We start from the raw sequence: 20,290 nt of genomic DNA, 5'->3' as shown, positions 1-20,290 counted from the left end.
ACTAAAAAACAAAAATGGAGGCAATACAATGACTTATTTCCCAGAAATCCAAAAAATCCAATATGAAGGACCAACTACCGAGAACATGTTTGCGTTTCGCCACTATGATGCCGAAGAAGTCGTCTTAGGCAAAAAAATGAAAGATCATCTTCGTTTCGCGATTGCTTATTGGCATACAATGACGCAAGATGGTTCCGATCCATTTGGTGCACCGGTCAACAAAAGGACGTGGATCGGTGATACCGAAATGGAAACAGCGAAAAATCGAGTAGAAGCCTTCTTCGAGATTTGTGAAAAATTAGGCGCAGAATTTTTCTGTTTCCATGATGTAGACGTGGCACCTGCAGGAGATACTTTGGAAGCGTTTTTTCAAAACTTAGACGAGATCACAGATTTGATCAAAGAAAAAATGGATCAAACGGGCATTAAATTGTTATGGAATACTGCGAATATGTTCTCTCATCCGCGTTTCAATAATGGCGCTGCTTCAACCAATCATGCAGAAGTCTATGCTTATGCAGCAGCACAAGTCAAAAAAGGCTTGGATATCTCGAAAAAATTAGGCGGCGAAAACTATGTTTTCTGGGGTGGACGCGAAGGTTATGAAACCTTATTGAATACCGACATGAAGTTTGAACAAGTCAATATTGCCCGCTTATTCAAAATGGCGATTGCCTATGGCGAAAAAATCGGACATAAACCACAATTTTTACTTGAACCTAAACCAAAAGAGCCTTCAAAACATCAATATGATTTTGATGCGGCTACTACAATGGCTTTCATTCAACATTATGGTTTAGAAGGTGATTTCAAATTGAATTTGGAAGCCAACCATGCAACATTAGCAGGACATACATTCGAACACGAAATTGCAGTGGCTCGCAGTTATGATGCACTTGGCTCTCTAGATGCCAATCAAGGGGATATGTTGTTAGGATGGGATACAGATGAGTTTCCAACGAATGTCTTTGATTCAACATTGGCACTATATGAAGTATTAGAAAACGGAGGCATCGCACCTGGTGGTATCAATTTTGACTCAAAAGTTCGACGTTCTTCATTTGAAATGGAAGATTTATTACTCGCTCATATCGCTGGTATGGATACGTATGCGCGGGCATTAAAAGCGGCCGCGAGACTAAAAGAAGACCGTTTCTTAGATGATCTGAAAGAAAAACGATATGCATCTTTCCACGAAGGAATTGGTTCAACAATTTTGGCAGATAAAGAAGATTTGGAATCGTTGACCGAATACGCGTTAGGTCATGATCAAATCGAATTGGAATCCAGTCATATCGAATATGTGAAATCTCGATTGAATGATTATCTGTTTTAAACTATTGACTACCGCTTGTATAAGCGGTAGTTTTTTTGATAACGATTTAGTGTTAGTATTACAGTGTAAATGAATGTGGTGAGTATTTAAGAATAATCTGTTTTTAAAATTACAATGAAATGAGGCAGCCTCGTGTTACACAAAAAAATTGATGGACTAAGACCAGATAGTCAAGCTGTTTTAACTACGTATATTATTGAAAATGCACCTGAAATAGACATGGATCGTTTACGACCGGCGGTGATTATCTGTCCCGGAGGCGGGTATGAAATGTTGTCTGACCGTGAGGCGGAACCAATTGCGATCAAAATGATGAGCTACGGCTTTCAGGCTTTTGTCCTTCGCTATAGTATCAAACCAGCGGTCTATCCCTTGGCGCTGACAGAATTAGCGGCAGCTGTCCAATTGGTGCGCAGCAAGCAAGAGGAGTGGCATGTGGATCCCAATAAGATCATCGTTGCGGGATTTTCAGCGGGTGGTCACTTAGCAGCCAATCTTGGCGTATCATGGCAGGCACCATTTTTAGAAGAATTGCTTGATGGGAAAAAAGAAGACTGGCAGCCCAATGGTTTGCTGCTCAGTTACCCAGTTTTATCAAGTGGTGAATTTGCCCATGAAGGCTCATTCCGGGCTCTTTTAGCAGAGGAATATTCGGTGAAACATACCAGTCTTTCCCTGGAACATTTAGTGACGGAGCTAACACCGCCAACTTTTCTTTGGCATACTTTGGAAGATAGTTTGGTCAAGGCTGAAAATAGTTTGCTATTTGCGGAACAGTTGCGGCAGTACAACGTACCATATGAGATGCATATTTTTCCTAGAGGCGGTCATGGGTTGAGTCTGGGCACCAAGGAAACAGCGAATGGTGGCGTTCATAATATTGAACCATCGGTGGTACGCTGGCCAGAATTGTTTGCGGACTGGGTGGAGTGGAATATTTGAATATATAGTTAAAATTTGAGAATAAGCACATGAAGCATGCAATCACTGAGGTGAAGGCATGCTTTTTTATTCTAAATTTTTCACAGAGTGACCTGAAACCAGTTTATAGTCTAGGTTAACTTTCTCTATTAGTTTTGGGTCAATCATTTTCTTTTTTAATACCTCAACAGCATGCTTTCCGATCGCAGTTTGGTCTTGCTCAATATGTGTAAACACAAATGCATGAAGATCAAATATATTCGCTGCTGGATGGTCAAAGCAGACAATTGAATAATCTTCTGGGACTTGCTTTTCCATTTCTTCGATTGCGCTTTTGGCAAGAAGCGCAATATTATACTCAGTTGTAAACAGGGCGGTAACTTGTGGATTATTCATCAAAAAAGTACGTATAATACCAACATCCTCCTCGATGCTTCGAGAAGAGTTTGGTACAACAGAGTCAATGAGAGACAATATTTGATTTTGACTAACAGCACGGTTTTGGTCAATATGAGCAGCTAAAAAACCATTGATGCGTTCATCAATAGTTGAAACGCTATTATCTGAAGCAATCAGTCCAATCTTTTCGTGTCCTTTGTTGAAAAGGTAATTGGTTAAATCTTTTGCAGCATTAAAACTATCTGTTTGTACACTGCATATGGGCAGATTTGCCATCAAACGGTCAATTACAATAATTGGAAAGTTTTTTGAAATCAGTTCAAGAATTTTTGGGGATGTATATTCTGAAGACGTGGGTAATAGAACTAATCCTTGTACACCGATTTCCAATAATTCTTGAATCAAGATATTTTCTGTTTCTTGATCTCCATAGCTGATTTTAACGATGAAATGGATTTCTTCTTCTTGGCTCTTTATGATAGTTCGTAATATTTGTGCGCCAAAAAAGTCTGTAAAGTTCGTGATCAGCAGACCAACGATTTTTTTTGTTTCTGTGTAATCAGTTTTTTGGTTATTGATGACAACCGAGCCCTTTCGAGGTTTACGTACAATAAACCCATCTTCTTTTAATAGGTCTAATGATTTTTTTACAGTGATCGTGCTCACGTTATATGAATTGGCCAGTTCTTTTTCAGTGGGTAAGACTTGATCAATAGAAATAACGCCCGATTCGATTTGGTCACGCAATGTTTCATAGATAGCTTGATAAAGTGGTTTATTCAATCATATCCCTCTTTTCTTACTTAGAATCTTTAATTATATATTAAATATATTTAATAATAATTGCAAGTATAAAACGACTAAATATCTGTCTCTTATACACATCTAGATGTGTATAAGAGACAGGTTTAATATGTATTAATGGTTTATTGAAGGAGGTCGGATAATGGAATTATCGAAGAAGAAAAAAGGAATTAACGAGCAGCAAAATATCGCGTATCTGTTTATTTTATTTCCTGTCATTCTGCTAGTCGTTTTTGTGATTATCCCAATTATTATGGCGCTGTACTATAGTTTTACGGATTATAACATTATAGAAAAAGCAAATTGGGTTGGATTTTCAAATTTTACCAGAATTTTTCAAGATGAATTCTTCTTTATATCACTTAGAAATACTGCTGTGTATACACTATTATATGTCCCGTTAGGACTCATTGTGTCTCTGATAGCAGCTATGTTGCTCAATCGAAAAGTACGGACATCCAGTATGTTTAGAGTATTTTTTTATTTTCCCGTATTATGTTCCTCAGTTGCTACCGCAACAATTTGGTATTGGTTATTGAATCCTCAATATGGGTTGTTGAATCAATTGCTAGGTCTGATAGGTATTAACGGACCGGCATGGCTTTACAGTTCCAATTGGGCGATGACTGCCATCGTGATCATGAGTGTGTGGATGAGTTTTGGGGGCAATATGATGATCTTTTTGGCTGGTCTTCAAGGAATCAATCCTGCTCTTTATGAAGCTGCAGATATCGAAGGGGCCAATGGATGGCAGAAATTTAAAGGAATCACTTGGCCTCAACTATCAAAAACAACCTTCTTAGTTAGCACGCAATTGGTAATTGGCGCATTTCAAGTATTTGATCAAGCTTATATGTTGACGAAAGGAGGACCAGGGAATTCAACCATAACACTCGTTTACTATATTTATAATAAAGGCTTTGGTGGTTTAGAAATGGGTTATGCTTCGGCACTTTCATTTATATTATTTATGATTATATTTGTTTTTTCATTGATTAATATGCGGATAACCAATAAAGAAATCAATTAAGGAGGTGCACCATGGCTAAAACGAAACGTATACGAGGAATCATGTGGTATGTGATGGTTATTTTGATTAGTATGACTACTGTATTTCCATTTGTTTGGACAGTATCCACATCATTGAAATCGAATAGTGAAATATTAAGTGGTGCAATGAATGTGATTCCCAAAGAATTTACACTTGATCACTATCGAGAGGTGTTCGCCACGATGCCTTTTTTAAATTATTTAAAAAATTCATTGATCTTAGCTATTGGAGGCGTACTTACCAACTTATTTTTCGGTTCTTTGGCTGGCTATTCTTTTGGACAACTCAAATTCAAAGGGAAAAAGACAATCTTCTTGATATTCTTAGCTTCTATGATGATTCCCGGAATTGTGACGATGATACCCACTTTTATTGTTTTACGAAGTTTTCCTTTGGCGGGTGGCAATGATTTAATGGGTGCTGGCGGATTAGGACTGATCAATTCCTATTGGGCTATTCTATTACCAGGTGCTGCAGGGGCGTTCTCAATTTTCTTTATGAAGCAATTTTTTGAACAGTTACCTTCAGAATTAGGTGAAAGTGCGCGAATTGACGGAGCGAGTGAATTTGCTATATTCTGGCGCGTCTACTTTCCATTAGCGAAGCCTTCTTTGACAACACTGGGAATCATGACTTTTCAAGCGGGGTGGAATGCTTTTATGTGGCCGATGATCGTATTGAACTCTGATGAAATGAAAACGGTTCAAGTTGGGTTGGCAGCATTTCAATACAATTACAATACAAATTATGGGCCGTTAATGGCAGGAACGATCATGGCAACCTTACCCGTATTGATTTTATTTATCTTTGCCCAACGAAATTATGTTCAGAGCATGGCAGATGCCAGTATCAAATAAAAAAAAAGGAGTGAAAAAAATGAAAAAAGTAGTAAAAGGATTGATAATGGTCGGCGCAGCAGTATTATTAAGTGCTTGTGGCGGTGGAAGTGACAATACGGATGATAGCGGCGCTAAAAACATCACTTTTTGGGGTTCTTGGAGTGGTGACCAAGTTGCGCAGTTGAATGAATTGATAGGACAATATAATGAGAGCCAAGATCATTACAAAGTGACTTATAAAGTACAAGATAATGTCGAAGAGAAACTTTTGACAGGTATGGCAGGCGGTGAGATACCAGATGTGATTTTATGGGATCGGGTCAATACATCCATGTATGCACAAAAAGATGCATTGTTAGATTTGGATGAGTTGATCAGCCAAGACGATATCGATATGAGTACCTTTTATGAGGAAACGGTCAAAGAAATGCAATACGAGGGTAAGCAGTACGGGATTCCATTGCTGGTTGATAATCGCTCGCTTTTTTACAATAAAACACTTCTTGATGAGGCGGGGGTTGAACCGCCTACAACATGGGATGAGCTCATCGATGTAGCTGAAAAGACTACTAAATGGGAAGGGAATAAACTAGTTCAAGCAGGTTTCTCAATGGATGATGTTGGTTTATTCAACATGTGGATCCAACAAGCAGGAGGCAGTATGTTAAATGACGATTATACAGAAACGGCATTTAACTCCGAACAAGGTCTGGAAGTGCTGAATTTCTGGGATCAATTAATGAATGAATCAAAGGTCTATCAACAAGGATTTAATGATGGATCCGATGCATTTGCTGCCGGGAAAGTGGCGATGATGTATAACGGTCCATGGGCACTGTCCGACTATGATAAAGTTGACGGTTTAGAGTATGGTATCGTACCTCCAGTTACAGGTCCAAATGGAGATAAGGGAGCATTGACAGGTGGATTTGGTTTAGTTATTCCTAAAACTGCCAAAAATCAAGATGCGGCATGGGATTTCATTAAATGGTGGACAACGAATCCAGATGTTGGAATAGAATTTGCAAAAATATCGACGTGGTTGCCGGCCAATATGGAAGCAGCCCAAGATCCTTATTTCACAGAGAATGATCAATATAAAGCGTTTGTAGAAACGATGGAGTTCGCAAAAATTCGACCTACTGTACCTGGTTATTCTGATGTGGAAAGTTTGGCTTTGATTCCACAACTTGAAAATGTGATGGCTGGTAAGACGACACCAGAAAAAGCTTTAGAAACCGCGCAAACACAAGGAAATAAAATCCTCGAAGAAGGGGCCGAATAATGACCGATTATAATGAATATGCAGAACTGGCACAAAGTAGCACCGATTATTTTTACAAATCAAAAGATCCTGTCCAATATGTGAACAACGTGTATCCTTTAAGCAACGAAGAAGAAAACGAGGTATTCAATTATTGGTGGATAGCACATCTTGTAGATGTAAGAATCGATGCGTATCTGCGCACGAATGATACACGTTATTTAGAACAAGCAGAAGCTACGTATCATTACAATAAAGCTAGAAATAAAAATACGTTGCTGCATGAATATTATGATGACATGCTTTGGAACGCATTGGCTGGATTGCGCCTGTTTAATATTACAAAGAAAGTTGGATATTTAGATGATGCCAGAGAGGTATGTATAGATATTTTTGATACCGCTTGGAATGATCATATGGATGGCGGATTCGCGTGGAAACGCACGCAACTTGATTATAAGAATACACCAGTCAACGCACCTATCATGATTTTGGCTTTGAGATTGTATCAAATTGAAAGTGATGCCCGCTATTTAACAACAAGTGAAAAAACTTTAGCTTGGATGAGGAAATATCTGATCAATCCACAGACACAATTTGCCGAAGATGGAATCAATAGAAATGGCGATGGAAAAGTGGATACGCAATGGCAATTCACGTATAACCAAGGGGTATATATCGGTGCGTTAATTGAGTTTTATCATATCTCAAAGGATGTGCAGTATTTGAAAGATGCTTTAGAATGTGCAAAAACATCTATTGAAGTGATTGCGAAAAATGGTGTCTTTGATGATCAAGGTGACGGTGGAGATATCGGTCTGTTTAAAGGAATAGAATATCGATATTTGAACTTATTAGCCAAAGAAACGCAAAAGGTTGGCCTTGATTCCAATTTTATCAAAGAGTTTATTCTTTCCAGCTGTGAAATTCTTATAGAACATAGTCAGAAAGAAAAATATCTTTTGTGTTATCGTGATTGGCGCGTAGAACAATTACCTGAGAGCATTTTCTTATCAGATCAATTATCAGGTGTGATGGCATTAGAGAGCGCTGCAACAATTGAGGAACCATAGTATTTTTCACAATTGATTAATCGATAGTGATAATAGTTTTTGCAGATAATCACTATCGATTATGCAAATGTGATTAAGAGCATAATCTAAAAATGAATATTTTGTATGAGGTGAAACAAATGGTATATAAGGAAATCCCCCCAGTGATCCAATCGTTTATGGACAGAATTACAGATCTTTGTGGCGACACCCATTCTAAATGGGCCGTAAATTTCAATGCGGCGTTTGCGAATACTGTATTAACAACGGTAAAGCAGCATTCAGATGGCACAACTTTTGTGTTGACTGGTGATATACCTGCAATGTGGCTAAGGGATTCAACAGCACAAGTAAGACCTTATTTATGCCTTGCAAGTGAAGATCAAGAACTATCAGATATGATTGCTGGTTTGGTCAAAAAGCAATTTCAATATGTATGTATTGATCCATATGCGAATGCGTTCAATGAATCGGAAAATAGTGCAGGGCATCAAGATGATGAGACTGAGATGAGTGGTTGGATCTGGGAACGAAAATATGAAATAGATTCCTTATGTTATCCAATTCAGTTGGCCTATTTGCTCTATAAAAATACGGGACGAGTAGATCACTTTGATGAGTCATTTAAACAAGGCGTCAAAAAAGCAATCGACGTTTTTCAAGTGGAGCAAGACCACGAGCATTCACCGTATTCATTTATTAGACATACTGATCGACAAGAAGACACGTTGCCTTTTGATGGTAAAGGTACACCGGTTTCAAAAACAGGAATGACGTGGTCGGGATTTCGACCAAGCGATGATGCATGTATGTATGGTTACTTGGTACCTTCGAATATGTTTGCGGTAGTTGTTCTTGATTATATCCAGTTTATTTTTTCTGAAATATCACCGGACGATCAAATCGTTATACAAGCTCAACAGTTGCGAAAAGAGATTCAAGAAGGAATCGATAGATATGGGCGGACAAAGAATCAAGCGGGTGACATTATCTACGCTTATGAAGTGGATGGAAATGGACATGCAACGGTCATGGATGATAGCAATGTCCCTAATCTGATTTCGGCTCCCTATCTAGGCTATGGAACATGTGAAGATCCTATCTATCAATCAACACGAAAAACAGTATTGAGTAAAGAGAATCCATACTTTTATGAAGGTATGTATGCCAGTGGTATTGGATCTTCACATACACCAGAAAACTTCGTATGGCCAATTGCGATGGCAATGACTGGTTTGACCACGACAGACAAGGAAAAAAAAGCACGTATTTTAGATCAGCTTGTGGCAATAGATGCAGGCTCACATTTAATGCATGAAGGAATCAATGTCGATGATCCAAATGACTATACTCGAGAATGGTTTTCATGGGCAAATATGATGTTTTGTGAATTAGTCATGGATTATTTTGATATTCGCGTGAAGAAGTAATAAGGAGTAGGAAATCACTGATAAAAATGATTTAACCATTTCTTTGTTACACATCAATTAGGAAGAAAGCTACATGAATAATCAAAAGACTATTGTCATCCCTCAATCGGTTTGATAATAGTTTTTTACTTTGATAAAGAAACCAAATGTCTGTTTAGGTAAAAAGTTGTTTCTTTTGATTAGTCACTGATATTCCCTGCAAGTGATCCGGCTTGCATTCATGATTGAGTCGTGTAGGATAGAGAATAAATAAGTAACACGACAGGCTAGGTAAATATCATAAAGGAGGAATTTATATGGTAGATAATCAGTCGTTTCAATTATCTGTTGAAGAATTGCCACACCAAACACAGGAATATTTAGAAACACTTTTTGCAGTAGGAAATGGACAGATTGGTGTGCGTGCTGGACACCCATTGAAAGTGAATCAGCTGTATGATGGAAATCCAGGCGTATTTGTCAATGGATTTTTTGATAGCGAACCAATCCAATATGGAGAGTGGGCTTATGGATACGCGAAAAATCATCAAACAATTTGTAAGCTACCTAATTTGCGAGGTATTGTTTTGCGCATTGGACATGAATGCTCCTCGGACAGTGAGTGGCAGACGGAAAGAACCGAAATGAATCTAGATATGGGGGCAGGGATTTTAACGGAAACATATCATGTCATTACTCCCTCAAATAAGCAATTTGACTTATCTTTGTCGTCATTTGCTTCGATGAAACGACGAGAATTATATGTCTGCCGTTATACCATTGCGCACTGTACGTTTTCGGATCCTGTTGCATTGAGTCATACCTTAGATCAATCTTTCAGCCTTATTGAAACAGATGATCCGCGAGTTGCCAATAAACATCACCAGCTAGAAAAAGAAGTGCGAGGGGAATATCAGATTTGGACGGCCCCTCATAGTGGCAAACAGATTGCGCTGAGAGCGGATTTGGGTCCCCATCAACTTACTGATGGCGCATCTATAGCATCAATTTTTCAAGTGGCATTGGTGGATGACAATCAGGCCAACTTTTTTCAAAACCAACGCGTTGATTACGCAACTCTAGTAAAAGAACAAGAGGAAAGCTATCAAGCATTTTGGGAGAAAAGTGATATTCACATCAGTGGCAACGCGCAGTTGCAAAAAGGCATACGGTTTAATCTCTTTCATTTAAATCAAGGAGCAGGCAGAGACGGAAAGACCAATTTTGCTGCAAAAGGGCTGACAGGGGAGGGCTATGAAGGGCATTATTTCTGGGATACGGAAATGTATTTGCTGCCATTTTTTATTTACACCAATCCAGAAGTAGCGAAACAATTGTTGAGTTATCGAGGCAATATCTTACCACAGGCCCATGCCAGAGCGAAAGAATTGGGACAATCGGGTGCATTGTTTGCTTGGCGGACAATTGATGGAAATGAGACGAGTGCATATTATCCAGCTGGAACAGCGCAATTGCATATCAACGCAGATATTGTGTATGGGTTTCAATTATATGAACGTGTCACTGGCGATCAAGAACTAATCGATGGCATCGGAAAAGATGTGGTATTTGAAACGGCGAAGTTTTGGTTGAATTATGGCACATATACCCGTAAACAAGGACAAGATTATTTTGGAGTCCATGGTGTAACGGGACCGGATGAGTACAGCGCGTTGGTCAATAATAATTTTTATACCAACAAGATGGTCCAAAATAATTTTTATTATGCAGCTGAACTAGCAGAGCGTTATGGGATGTATCCTGAGGAACGCAACAAGTGGCTGGCTGCGGCTGATGCGATGTATTTTGGATTTGATGAAGAACGGCAGATCACCCAACAAGATGATAGTTTCTTAGATCAGGCTGTCTGGCCTTTTGAAGAAACACCTGCCGAAAATTATCCACTTTTGTTGCATTATCATCCAATGATCATCTATAAGCATCAAGTGTGTAAGCAAGCAGATACTGTGCTGGCAGAGATGTTGTTCACGGGTGATTTTAGTTTCGCTCAATTAAAACGCGATTATGACTACTATGAAAAAGTCACTACTCACGATTCTTCTTTATCCCGTTCGATTTTTAGTGTGATGGCGAGCCGAATCGGTGACACAGGCAAAGCCTATCGCTACTTTATGGATACTGCGTTGATGGACCTCACTGATTTGCAAAAAAATGTGGTGGATGGTATTCATGCTGCGAATATGGGTGGTAGCTGGTTAAGTTTGATTTATGGATTTGCTGGACTGTATTATGATCAAGGATTACGGATGGCGAATCATTTGCCCAAAGAAATCGGGACGCTATCTTTTACACTTTCTTATTTAGGCGAGTCGATCAAAGTTACTTTAGCGCAGAACGATATATTCTGTGAACTGCAAACAGATTCATTACTGGTTGTTGAAGAAATGGATGCAGGGATTCGGATTAAACAGAGATAAATTAAAAGGGTGTATCAGTTATCACTAAATGAAGTTGACACCTTCCTCATAAAGCGTAGGATTAAAGTAAAAGCTCCCTACAAAATAAGGCGGTATATCTATGAAATCAATCAAGTCGCATCAAGCACTGTTTATCTTAAGCAATACGTTGACGATCGTTCCGTATCTCTTTTTTCTTTCAATCAGCAAAGAACAAACTTTGGCTGCAATATTGTCATTTGTTTTATATTATACTTTCAAAATGACCGGTGTTTTCTTCTTGCAAACGATACAGAGATTTTCAATAACTGCCCTCCTGACAATCAGTCTGTTGATTGGTACTATTGGCAGTCTCTTTGGTCTACTCAGTGGTGTTTGGGAGAATGCACTATTACCCGCTGCTGCTCTGTTTGGCTTGAGTGCCGCATGGCTGCCTCCCGCTGACTTCATGTATCGCCAAGCCTCTAAGAAAACAGAAGTGTCGCTTACAAACGACTGGCGCTTTGCTCTTGTTTATCTTTTATTATTGTTAGGCGCCATGCAATTACCTCATCCATGGAAAACAATAGGGTTATTTGCTGGTTACTTGCTGCTCTTTATTTCTGCCGCTTACCAAAGCAACACGATCAGTTATCGACCACAAGGCGTATGGCGGATGGTTAAACAATTAACAGGAAAGCAACTATTTCTGTATGTTCTGTTTTTTGCCCTTTTATTCGTTTTACGGACTGGTAGGTTATTGCAATCAGATGCGTTATTTGAATGGGCGATCTTCGGTTTTGGCTTTTTGTTTGCTGGGGCTATGATTACGTTGAGTTATAGAAGAAAATCTTGGGATATCCCTCTGTATTTGAATGTATTCACTTTTTTACATGGTGTTGCTGGGAATTTTGTGTTTTTGTTTGGTTCGGTCTATGTTGGTGCCCGCTTTGGTCAGTCTGCTCTGACTTCTCACGTCTATCTTCCTTATGCTATAGGATTGTTCAGCTCGATGGCTGCAGGGGCCATTTTAGAACGGAAATTATCGAGGTATGTAATCAAGACGTACATTTTAGGATTGGTTATTTGTATCCTGTTATTTTGTTTTGATGGGATTCTGCCATTTGCTTTGGTAGGAATCAGTTTCTTTAATGCAGGAATAAATCGTTGGTTGGGTCAGCAATATCAAGCGGCTACTTTTGCTACGATAGAACATAGAAGCATAGCCAAATATGCGACGCAAAGCAAAGGGAGTTTGACACACCAATTCTTATTGATGTTGCTCTTGTTTGGAATGACTCAATTGGAACGATTGCCTGAAGGGATCATTTTCCAATTGTCTAACAACACCAAATTGGTGCAACAGCAAACAATTCTAGCATTGTTAACACCAGTGAAATGGATTTCCGCTGTAAGTATCATTTTATTATTTATATGTGGTTTCTTTTATTTAAACAAAGAGTTACATCAATCACGAGGGTGAAAAAGAGGGCAGCGAAAGCTGTTCTTTTTTGCAACCGGATAAAAACCGAACGTTATATAAAAAGTTGAAGCAGATTATCTCGCTTTTTATTGCGCTTTTTTTTCTGCGCGTTAAAATAAGGTCATCCCGCGTTCAAAAGGGGAACGTTGTCCTTGTTTTGGCGCGTTTTTATCATGAATGGAGGCTTATATTGCATGACGACAGAGAGATACTTCAAAGGGGATGTGTTTCATACACCAACTGATGGACAATTAGAGTTTCTCGAAGATGCGTTGATTCAAGTTGATTCTTCTGGAATCATCACAAAAGTGACAAAAAAAGGCGATAACGATTATGAAACAGACTGTCAACTGGCTGAAGAGGTGATTGCATTAGCAAAAGGCCAATGTTTTTTACCTGGGTTTGTGGACTTGCATGTCCATGCGCCGCAATGGCCGCAAGCGGGTGTGGCGCTAGATGAACCATTGAACGTTTGGTTAGATGCATGCACATTTCCTTTAGAAGCAAAATATGCTGATCTCACTTTCGCACAAACGGTCTATGAAGATTTGGTTATGCAATTATTGGCTAGAGGCACGACGACGGTTCTTTATTTTGCGACCATCCATTTGGAAGCTAGTTTGTTGCTAGCGAAGATATGTGTGGAAAAAGGGCAAAGAGGATTGGTAGGGAAAGTTGTTATGGATGACCCTAACGCCAATCCAGATTTTTATCGGGATCAATCGACAGACAGTGCATTGAAAGAAACAGAACAATTTATCCAATCTGTCCAACAATTAGCGGAAACTGCCCATCAAGGGGTCTACCCCGTTGTCACGCCACGCTTTGTTCCAAGTTGTACGGATGCTGGGTTGGCAGGACTCGGTGCATTGGCCCAAAGGTATGATGTTCATGTCCAGACCCATTGCAGCGAAGGTCAATGGGAGCATGACTTTGTTCAAGCGCGTTTCGGTAAAACAGATACGGAAGTACTCAAAGATTTCGGGTTGTTGAAAGAGAAAGCAGTGATGGCCCATAGTAATTTTATCAGTTCAACTGATGGGGCGCACTTTATTGAAGCGGGGGCTGCAGTGGCGCATTGCCCAATTTCAAATGCGTACTTTGCCAATAGTGTGATTCCAATCAGACGATTGAAAGCGCAAGGCGTCACGATTGGCTTGGGCACAGATATCTCTGGTGGCTTTTCACCCAGTTTATATGACAATATCAAGCAAGCTGTGATGTCTTCTAGAATGCTTGAAGATGGCGTGGATGCTGCGCTGGATCAAATGGATCGTGGGGTACCTGATTCACGTATTTCCGTGATCGATTCCTTTTCACTTGCAACCAAAGGTGGCGGAGAAGCCTTGAAATTGCCAATCGGTGTGCTCAAAGAAGGATATGCCTTTGATGTGCAAGTGATCGATAGCTGTCATAAAGACAATCCGATTCCCGATTTTGGTGTCTTTACATCGCCGGAAGCGAGATTACAAAAAATCTTATACTTAGCAACCATGCAAAATATCCGTCAGGTCTGGGTACAAGGAAAAAAAGTACACGAAAAATAAGGAGAATGAACAAGTGGAAACAGCAAAAAACAAACATTTAACGATCGGTATGGATGAAGATATTCCTTTTGGACAAGCCGTTTTATTAGGCTTGCAACACGTATTAGCTATGGATGTGTATGTCCCGCCATTTATTATTGCGACAGCTGTCGCTATGACATCTTCAGATGCATCAGGACTGATTCAATCTACTTTCTTGGGGGCTGGGATTGCTTCTTTGATTCAAGTCTTATTCTTTTTGAAATTGCCAGTCTGCCAAGGTCCGTCCTTCGTACCGGTAGGCGCAATTATTGGTATTTATTTTGGTGCCAAAGGGATGGATACTGTCTTAGGTGCGAGTATCGTTGGTGCACTCGCAGTGATTTTGTTAGGATTTACCGGTATTTATAAATATATTGTTCGACATTTTATTCCAACGATTGTCAGTGGAACGATTATTATGATCGTTGGATTGACCTTGTTGCCAACTGCATTTTCCAGCAATATTTATCCAGCAACAGAAACGTTGAGTGCAAATCAAAACATGTTGCTAGCAGCAATCACGGCTGCGATTTTGATTCTGTTTTCGATGTTAGGTGATTATTTCCCAGGTTTGGGTAAGTACTTCCGTATCAGCTCTGTCATTATTGCCTTAGTGATCGGTACCGTGATTGCTTCTTTCATGGGAGGTGTTGATTTTCAATCAGTGGCAGATGCACCATTGTTTAGTCTGCCGAGATTGGCTTTTGTCAATTATGGTATTCATTTTGATGTGTCAGCAATCTTAACGATGCTTGTCATCTACATGGTTTTATTGGCAGAAACAACGGGCACGTGGTATGCGGTTAGTTCTGTCATAGAAGAGCCTGTAACAGATGAACAAATCAATAAAGGTGTGATCGGTGAAGGTTTAGGCTGTCTAGTAGCTGCAATGGTAGGCACTACGCCTGTGACTGGTTATTCAACGAATGCGGGTATTATTTCAATTACCGGCGTAGCAAGTAAAAAAGTATTTGTCATGGCATCTTGCTGGTTTATCTTGCTTTCATTCATTGGTAAGTTGTCCGCATTGATCCATGCAGTCCCGTCTTCAGTCATCGGGGGCGTCTTCGCTGTAGTCTGTGTCATCATATTGCTAAGTGGTTTTCGGGTCATCAAGAACCAAGAGTTTTCAGAGCGTGAGTTGTACATTATTGGTGTGCCTTTGATCATTGCGATTGGTCTTTTGTTTATGCCCACTGAGATCAAAGAATCAGCGCCGCAATTCTTACAATATTTACTTGATTCTCCGATTGCTTTAAGTGCAATTGCAGCAATTGTGATGAATAAGTTGATTCCAGAAAAGAAAATGCATCAATAATTTTTAAGGCAAGCACTATTAGATAGAGTGTATCTGATTGTTGCTTGCTTTTATATTACATAAATATGTTAAAGCGGTTTATTTGTAATATTTGATTGGACGCTTAGGAAAAATAGCGAATTTCTGTAAATAAATAACGTATTATTATTTGTTTTTGATGTGTAAACGCTGATTTTATAGTATATATACTTTTCTTACAAAACGTAAGGTTTTTGTCTTTTTTCAACTTAAATTGTAACGCAGTTATCACCTATGAAATATTCTTCGATGTTAGACTAGTTCATGCGGTTGAGTTATTTCGACCGGCGCACACGATGTTTAACAAAGAAGGAGATATTACTATATGAAATCTTTTAAAACTGTTTTATTCAGTACAGCTGTCTTGGCCGGATTTGGTCTTTTCTTAGGTGGTAAAGATGCTTTCGCCGATGAACAATATACAGTTCAATCAGGTGACACTTTATCCACGATCGCTTATAACTACTTCGGTTCTGCAGATGCCGTTGATGCCATTGCAGAAGCAAATGAAATCGACAATATCAATTTGATTTATGTAGGTGAATCTTTGGTGATTCCTACAGATGATGACAGCAGCTATGCAGCTTCTTCCTATGAAGGTTCATCTTCATCTAGCGCAGCAGCAAGCGAACAACCTGCACAATCAACATCTTCACAAGCAAGCAGTAACCAAGCATCAACAAGTTCAGAAAGCACATCAAGCTATACATCATCTGCTTCTGGCTCTGAGTCTTCTGCTAAAGAATGGATTGCCAATAAAGAATCTGGTGGTTCATATACAGCGACAAATGGTCAATATTATGGTCGTTATCAATTAACGAATTCATATTTGAACGGTGACTATTCAGCAGCCAACCAAGAAAAAGTTGCCGATGAATACGTAGCATCACGTTATGGCTCTTGGACAGCAGCAAAAGCTTTCTGGGAAGCAAACGGTTGGTATTAAGCAGCCAACGCTAACAGACCTTTCAACGGGTCTGTTTTTTTTTATACATTAAAACGACTAATGTTATATTAAAGCGCTTAAACACATCAGTTTGGGAAAGGGTAGGTGCAATGTATAATGGATTAAAAGGCTTAGATGTATGGTTGACAAGCAGCAGATGAGCAAGAGAGAGAGGCAAAACAAGAAATGAAAATCATTATTGTAGGCGGAAATCATGCCGGTGTTGCTGCAGCATTACGCATCAAAGAGTTGTATCCAGAAGACGAAGTGGTCTTATTTGAAAAGCGCAATGAAGTGACCTTTGTTTCGCAAACAATTCCTCTGTTTTTAATGGGAAAACAAACCTTGGCGAAGCAAGCCAATTACGTGACCCCGAAAGAATTGGCTGACAAAGGGGTAGTCGTGCATTTGAATACGGAAGTGTTAGACATTCAAAGTAAGATAAAAAAAGTCGTGTATCAAAAAGAAGGACAACGCATCTCAGAAGATATCTTTTATGATCGCTTGATTCTGGCGACAGGCTCCTACCCGTTATTACCTCCGACAGGTGGCAAGCGCAACGAGACCTTGTTTCTTTTAAAAGACCGGACAGATGCTGAAGCAATTGCAGCATTTTTGACAGAAGCCAAATCTGCAGTGGTTATCGGTGGAGGATTAGTCGGCGTGGAAATATCAAGGATTTTGACCCAAAGAGGGATAGCTGTAACTTTAGTAGAAGCCAATCCACATTTATTGACACGCTATCTTGATGACAAAGCTTCTTTGGAAGTAGAAGCTCAGTTGAAAAGGGAAGGTATTGATGTCTTAACAGGTATGCGGGCAAGCAGCTATCACACTGCTGAGCGTCGCATCATCCACAAAAAGAGTGTAACGGTCACGATGACCAATGGGAAAAAAGTGCAAACCGATGGTGTCTTCATCTCGATTGGTTTTAGACCAAGCAGTCATTTGCTGGCAGGTCAAGTGACATTAGGGGATCGAGGTGCTATTGTCGTGGATCCATATATGTATACAAGTGATCCAGATATTTTGGCTGTGGGGGATTGTGCGACGACACACTTGGATTTGCTAGGGGAAGATGTCTATAATCCACACGCCTCTGATGCTTTGAGACAGGGATTAATAGCCGGAATCAATGTCCATAGCCGAAGACAACCAATATCCTTTACAACGGGTACTTATAAATTCAACATGGACGGATATACTATAGCCAGCACCGGCATCACACTTAGTCAGGCCGTTGAAAAAGGCTATGATGCTGCTGAAGTATCTTATCATAACAGCTATTTAGCTGATGCACGTCCTTCGTATTATGACAATACTGGTTCCTTTTATGTGAAAGATCAAAAATCTGACACACCTTATATTCAGATTTTCTGCATTTATGAAAAAGGAACCAAGAAGATTCTTGGATTGCAAGTGCTAGGTACAATCGATGTATCACAATATACGAATATTATCAGCTTGGCCATTTCCCAAGGGTTGACCGCTGATGCGATCGAATTTACCGACTTTTTCTATGAACATGGCTACAAGGATCCAATCGGGTTTACCAAAATCATTGCGAAAAAAATTAGAGAAAATGAATCGGAGGGAATGGCAGATGAGTAAAGATGAACATCAAGACCACAAGGACGACGACAAACGGCAAAGACGCATCGTTGGCGCAGGGGCATTGCTGACCGTTGGTGCAGGTGCTTTTATGGCGGGGGGCTTGCAAAATAATGCCCAAGCAGAAACAACAGATGGATTGACACTATCTGAAAAACGTGTCCAAGAAGATGAAATCATCAAAGACATTGAACATACATCGGTGGATGAATTGAGTCAGTCTTTGGCAAAAGGCGAAAGCACAAGTCTAGCCACCCCCACCGGTCATATAGCCAAGATGGTAGATGAGTTGCCAAATGAAGACCAATTACGATCGATTTATGGTGGATATGCAGTCCTTGTGAGTGATGAACAGACAACTTATTCGATTGATTCAATCATGTCTATCACTGATGCAGATGTCTATTATCGAACAGAAGGATTGTCTCAAAGCGAACCGCGAGTGATGAAAATGACGCGGTATCGTGATTTGATCAAAGCCAATCCTAACATACGTGTTTTGCAAACAGAGACATACAAAACGGTATCTCCTCATCTATACGGAGATAAAAGTGACGCTTATATGGATTCAGCCAATTGGAAAGACTCTCGGGTAGTGTCAAGCAATCGTACCAAGAGTATCGCTTTTCAACAGAAAGATGCTGCACAACCAATGAATTTTACAGCAGCTGATGGTACCTTTATTGGCAATCTGGCAATTGACAGTAATTTGGGCTTAGCAGTCAAGACGGCTGATTTACATGCACCTTTAACGGATGAAATCAAGAGCGATTTCGCTGATACAATGGAGAAGAATTTTGGTATTACGTTTAATGGTGTCTTGTATTCAGCGATTTTTCATGATGAATCTGTATCAACAGATTATCAACAAAACAAGGCAGATGGTTTTTTTACATTTGCTCGAACAACGCATGGGTTACCACTGAAAGTTTCTGATCATTATGTCGTTGCTGCTGTAAATTACGGCGATACGATTGAGAGTTTACAACATGCATTAAACCTACAAGCGGTAAAAAGTATTGATCAATCTAATACATGGATCACTTCGGAAGAAACCGATTTGCCAGTCCAAGTGACTGCGACAGATTCGATCGCCGACGAAAATGAAGAAAGTTTTGAGATCCAAGCGTTGGAACAAATCATTGAATCGTTAAAATATGTGTATCAGACGGTTTCCGAAAGTGTATCTGACGTATTCGACACTGAAACTGCTTATGCGTCTGAAGTAAGCAGTGAACCGGTCGTTTATTCAGGTTCGCAAGCGGGAATCAGTCCTGGAGGGGCTGTCGATGGCTCACTATCAGAAGATGCGTCTGGTGTAGCCAGCTGGAATCAGACGGCAACTTTTTCTGGGGGCGGATATGGCGGTCATACAATCACAGTGAATTCAGCTGTGACCACAAAGTCTGATCAAGTAAATGCAACCAATTTTAATGCTGTTTTGCAAAGCTTACATTTACAAGTGGATGGTCAAAGTTATACATCCTTTGTTGCGACACCTCTAGTGATCAATGGCGTGAACTATGTCGGCTATTTATCGAGCAGTTCCGGATCGGGCAGTGACTTTACAATCGCAATCAAAGATACCAATTTTAATGTTTACCAAATGGGTGGAAATTTTGCCTATATCAGTTCTCCGATGTCGACAGGTGAGGCAACGGTTGATAATGAAACTGACGAAACCACGCCAAGCGAGGATGGCAGTACCGAAACACCAACAGCTACTGGTGAGGATACAACCACGCCAAATGAAGATGGCAGTACCGAAACGCCGACAGATACAGGTGAAGATACGACTACCCCAAGCGAAGATGGCAGTACCGAAAATCCAACGGAAACAGGTGAAGATACGACCACACCAAGCGAGGATGGCAG

The 20,290-nt window shown here is 39.9% G+C and carries 14 protein-coding genes and 1 pseudogene; 14 read left to right on the top strand and 1 reads right to left on the bottom strand.

What is annotated here, in order from left to right; all coding sequences use genetic code 11:
• Window positions 1-28 precede the first annotated feature (28 nt).
• A complete protein-coding gene (gene xylA, locus A5886_RS12825; protein WP_086275490.1) occupies window positions 29-1,336 on the top strand; it encodes a xylose isomerase in 1,308 nt (435 codons plus the stop codon).
• Window positions 1,337-1,555: 219 nt separating this feature from the next.
• On the top strand, window positions 1,556-2,278 hold the full coding sequence (locus tag A5886_RS12820) for an alpha/beta hydrolase (RefSeq protein ID WP_373404605.1): 723 nt from the start codon (window positions 1,556-1,558) through the stop codon (window positions 2,276-2,278).
• A gap of 66 nt (window positions 2,279-2,344) precedes the next feature.
• On the opposite strand, the gene A5886_RS12815 is transcribed toward A5886_RS12820, so the two are convergent.
• The gene (locus tag A5886_RS12815; protein WP_086275488.1) at window positions 2,345-3,439 is read right to left on the bottom strand and encodes a GntR family transcriptional regulator; all 1,095 of its coding nucleotides are present in this window, start codon (window positions 3,437-3,439) and stop codon (window positions 2,345-2,347) included.
• A gap of 163 nt (window positions 3,440-3,602) precedes the next feature.
• Between A5886_RS12815 and A5886_RS12810 the strand changes: the two genes are divergently transcribed.
• The 12 genes and pseudogenes from A5886_RS12810 to A5886_RS15905 all read left to right on the top strand — a co-directional run.
• The gene (locus A5886_RS12810; RefSeq protein WP_086275487.1) at window positions 3,603-4,490 is read left to right on the top strand and encodes a carbohydrate ABC transporter permease; all 888 of its coding nucleotides are present in this window, start codon (window positions 3,603-3,605) and stop codon (window positions 4,488-4,490) included.
• An 11-nt stretch (window positions 4,491-4,501) separates the two neighbouring features.
• Entirely contained in the window at window positions 4,502-5,368 is an 867-nt protein-coding gene (locus tag A5886_RS12805; RefSeq protein WP_086275486.1) for a carbohydrate ABC transporter permease, read from the top strand.
• 19 nt (window positions 5,369-5,387) lie between these two features.
• A complete protein-coding gene (locus A5886_RS12800) occupies window positions 5,388-6,635 on the top strand; it encodes an ABC transporter substrate-binding protein (protein ID WP_086275485.1) in 1,248 nt (415 codons plus the stop codon).
• Window positions 6,635-7,687: a glycoside hydrolase family 76 protein gene (locus A5886_RS12795; protein ID WP_086275484.1), complete on the top strand. Its 1,053-nt coding sequence runs from the start codon at window positions 6,635-6,637 to the stop codon at window positions 7,685-7,687. Before A5886_RS12800 ends, A5886_RS12795 begins: the two co-directional genes overlap by 1 nt.
• Window positions 7,688-7,806: 119 nt before the next feature.
• Complete coding sequence (locus A5886_RS12790) at window positions 7,807-9,096, top strand: glycoside hydrolase family 125 protein (RefSeq protein ID WP_086276060.1); 1,290 nt, start codon at window positions 7,807-7,809, stop codon at window positions 9,094-9,096.
• A gap of 296 nt (window positions 9,097-9,392) precedes the next feature.
• Window positions 9,393-11,513, top strand: coding sequence for a glycoside hydrolase family 65 protein (locus A5886_RS12785; protein ID WP_086275483.1), 2,121 nt, complete (start codon window positions 9,393-9,395; stop codon window positions 11,511-11,513).
• A gap of 100 nt (window positions 11,514-11,613) precedes the next feature.
• Window positions 11,614-12,954, top strand: coding sequence for a hypothetical protein (locus A5886_RS12780; RefSeq protein WP_086275482.1), 1,341 nt, complete (start codon window positions 11,614-11,616; stop codon window positions 12,952-12,954).
• 194 nt (window positions 12,955-13,148) lie between these two features.
• The gene (gene guaD, locus A5886_RS12775; protein WP_086275481.1) at window positions 13,149-14,501 is read left to right on the top strand and encodes a guanine deaminase; all 1,353 of its coding nucleotides are present in this window, start codon (window positions 13,149-13,151) and stop codon (window positions 14,499-14,501) included.
• Between the two features lie 49 nt (window positions 14,502-14,550).
• A complete protein-coding gene (locus tag A5886_RS12770; RefSeq protein ID WP_086276059.1) occupies window positions 14,551-15,840 on the top strand; it encodes a uracil-xanthine permease family protein in 1,290 nt (429 codons plus the stop codon).
• 343 nt (window positions 15,841-16,183) lie between these two features.
• The gene (apf, locus tag A5886_RS12765; RefSeq protein WP_086275480.1) at window positions 16,184-16,804 is read left to right on the top strand and encodes an aggregation-promoting factor; all 621 of its coding nucleotides are present in this window, start codon (window positions 16,184-16,186) and stop codon (window positions 16,802-16,804) included.
• Between the two features lie 186 nt (window positions 16,805-16,990).
• Window positions 16,991-18,415 carry an FAD-dependent oxidoreductase gene (locus tag A5886_RS12760; RefSeq protein WP_086275479.1) on the top strand — a complete coding sequence of 475 codons (1,425 nt, stop codon included), beginning with the start codon at window positions 16,991-16,993 and terminating at the stop codon, window positions 18,413-18,415.
• A pseudogene (locus tag A5886_RS15905) lies at window positions 18,408-20,290 on the top strand (hypothetical protein); the annotation flags it as partial. The gene A5886_RS12760 and the pseudogene A5886_RS15905, both read left to right, overlap by 8 nt.

Source organism: Candidatus Enterococcus testudinis, assembly GCF_002140915.1.
In the GTDB taxonomy this organism is placed as follows: Bacteria; Bacillota; Bacilli; order Lactobacillales; family Enterococcaceae; genus Enterococcus_D; species Enterococcus_D testudinis.
Note: the sequence above shows the minus strand (reverse complement) of the source record. Positions and strands in the feature narration are given on the sequence as shown.

Coding starts and splice junctions, on each gene's coding strand:
- A5886_RS12785 (WP_086275483.1), top strand. CDS start 9,393: ATGGTAGATAATCAGTCGTTTCAATTATCTGTTGAAGAATTGCCACAC.
- apf (WP_086275480.1), top strand. CDS start 16,184: ATGAAATCTTTTAAAACTGTTTTATTCAGTACAGCTGTCTTGGCCGGA.
- A5886_RS12780 (WP_086275482.1), top strand. CDS start 11,614: ATGAAATCAATCAAGTCGCATCAAGCACTGTTTATCTTAAGCAATACG.
- A5886_RS12805 (WP_086275486.1), top strand. CDS start 4,502: ATGGCTAAAACGAAACGTATACGAGGAATCATGTGGTATGTGATGGTT.
- A5886_RS12770 (WP_086276059.1), top strand. CDS start 14,551: ATGGATGAAGATATTCCTTTTGGACAAGCCGTTTTATTAGGCTTGCAA.
- guaD (WP_086275481.1), top strand. CDS start 13,149: ATGACGACAGAGAGATACTTCAAAGGGGATGTGTTTCATACACCAACT.
- A5886_RS12800 (WP_086275485.1), top strand. CDS start 5,388: ATGAAAAAAGTAGTAAAAGGATTGATAATGGTCGGCGCAGCAGTATTA.
- A5886_RS12820 (WP_373404605.1), top strand. CDS start 1,556: ATGGATCGTTTACGACCGGCGGTGATTATCTGTCCCGGAGGCGGGTAT.
- A5886_RS12810 (WP_086275487.1), top strand. CDS start 3,603: ATGGAATTATCGAAGAAGAAAAAAGGAATTAACGAGCAGCAAAATATC.
- A5886_RS12760 (WP_086275479.1), top strand. CDS start 16,991: ATGAAAATCATTATTGTAGGCGGAAATCATGCCGGTGTTGCTGCAGCA.
- xylA (WP_086275490.1), top strand. CDS start 29: ATGACTTATTTCCCAGAAATCCAAAAAATCCAATATGAAGGACCAACT.
- A5886_RS12795 (WP_086275484.1), top strand. CDS start 6,635: ATGACCGATTATAATGAATATGCAGAACTGGCACAAAGTAGCACCGAT.
- A5886_RS12790 (WP_086276060.1), top strand. CDS start 7,807: ATGGTATATAAGGAAATCCCCCCAGTGATCCAATCGTTTATGGACAGA.